The sequence below is a fragment of the Mesorhizobium sp. M7A.F.Ca.US.005.03.2.1 genome (assembly GCF_003997795.1).
Classification (GTDB): Bacteria; Pseudomonadota; Alphaproteobacteria; order Rhizobiales; family Rhizobiaceae; genus Mesorhizobium; species Mesorhizobium ciceri.
The window spans coordinates 1-1339 of sequence record NZ_RZRP01001224.1; the positions used below are offsets into that span (position 1 = coordinate 1).

Here is a 1339-nt window from a genome sequence, read left to right on the forward strand (position 1 = left end):
GTGCTCGGCGACCTTCTCGGCCGACTCCTCGTAGAAAGCCGTGATCTGCGAGCGGTAGTCGTCGTGATCCCTGGCGATTTCGGTTGTGACGGGATAGAGCAGCGGCAATTCCGTCATTTCGGGCCGGAACTGCGCTTCGACGACTGCACGGGCGTTGCTGTTGTTGCCGCGCTTGGCGAAATAGGCCACGACATCGGCCTCGGCCAGGATGCGGGCGGCTTTTAGGGTCAGCAGTTCGGGGTCGCCAGGACCGGTGCCGACGCCAACGAGGCGGCCTTTGAGAAAGGCGTTCACAGGCCAGGCCTCGCCAATGAATTGAGCGCGGCGGCGGTCATGGCACTGCCGCCAAGCCGGCCACGCACGATGGCGTAGGGAACGCCGTAGGAATTCTCGGCCAGCGCATCCTTGGATTCGGCCGCACCGACGAAGCCGACCGGCATGCCGATGATGGCCGCCGGCTTTGGTGCGCCATCGCGCAGTTTTTCCAGGAGATAGAATAGCGCGGTCGGCGCATTGCCGATGGCAACCACAGAGCCGGCCATGCGCTCGCCCCAGAGGTCGATGGCGGCCGCCGAACGGGTGTTGCCGATTTGCCTGGCAATTTCGTGCGTACGCGGGTCGCGCAAGGTGCAGATCACCTCGTTGCCCGCCGGCAGCCTGGCGCGGGTGACGCCATGCGAGACCATTTCCGCGTCGCAGAAGATCGGCGCGCCGGCCGCCAAAGCGGTGCGGGCGGCGGCAACGAAATCCTTGGAGAACACAAAATGATTTGAAGCTTCGACCTGGCCGCAGGCATGGATCATGCGAATGGCGACATCGGCCTCAGCTTTGGAGAAGCGCGACAGATCGGCCTCGGCGCGGATGATGGCGAAGGAGCGCTCGTAGATCGCCGTGCCGTCATGGATGTAGTCGTAGGCGGCCATGCTCATTTCCGTTTTTCAGTTTGGGCCTGTCGGTAGGCCTCGGCGATACCGGCCGGCCCGAGCCTTGTCAGGCAAGCGGCGGCGGTTTCACCTTGATATCGTGTGCTGCGGATCATCGCCGCGACGCGGCCGATGCCGCGCGCGGCGTCATAGCCCGGCCTGTAGCCGGCAGGAAGGGCCTTTGCCGTCGCGTTCACGACAAGTCCGGCTCCATTTTCGCCGCCGACGATCGTCAGCGCTGCCGGACCGGGGTGGGCGCAGCCTTTGGCACAGCCGGAAATGTGAAGGGTGAAGTCGAGGATGTCGGCTGTTTCAGCGGCTATCGTCTCGGCGATGTCGCGTGTGGCGATGCGGCCGGAGGCGCAGGCCGGCATGCCCGGGCAAGCGGCAATGCGCGTGCGCGGGTCGGTGGGGGC

Annotated in this window: 2 protein-coding genes and 1 pseudogene; all 3 read right to left on the reverse strand. The window is 65.4% G+C overall.

Translation table 11 applies throughout. From position 1 onward, the window contains the following. The coding region (locus tag EN991_RS36480; RefSeq protein WP_245461179.1) for an SAM-dependent methyltransferase at positions 1–294 on the reverse strand (294 nt) is incomplete at its 3' end. Further along, a complete protein-coding gene (locus EN991_RS36485) occupies positions 291–923 on the reverse strand; it encodes a precorrin-8X methylmutase (RefSeq protein ID WP_127370535.1) in 633 nt (210 codons plus the stop codon). The genes EN991_RS36480 and EN991_RS36485, both read right to left, overlap by 4 nt. A 2-nt stretch (positions 924–925) precedes the next feature. Next, a pseudogene (locus EN991_RS36490) lies at positions 926–1339 on the reverse strand (precorrin-3B synthase); the annotation flags it as partial.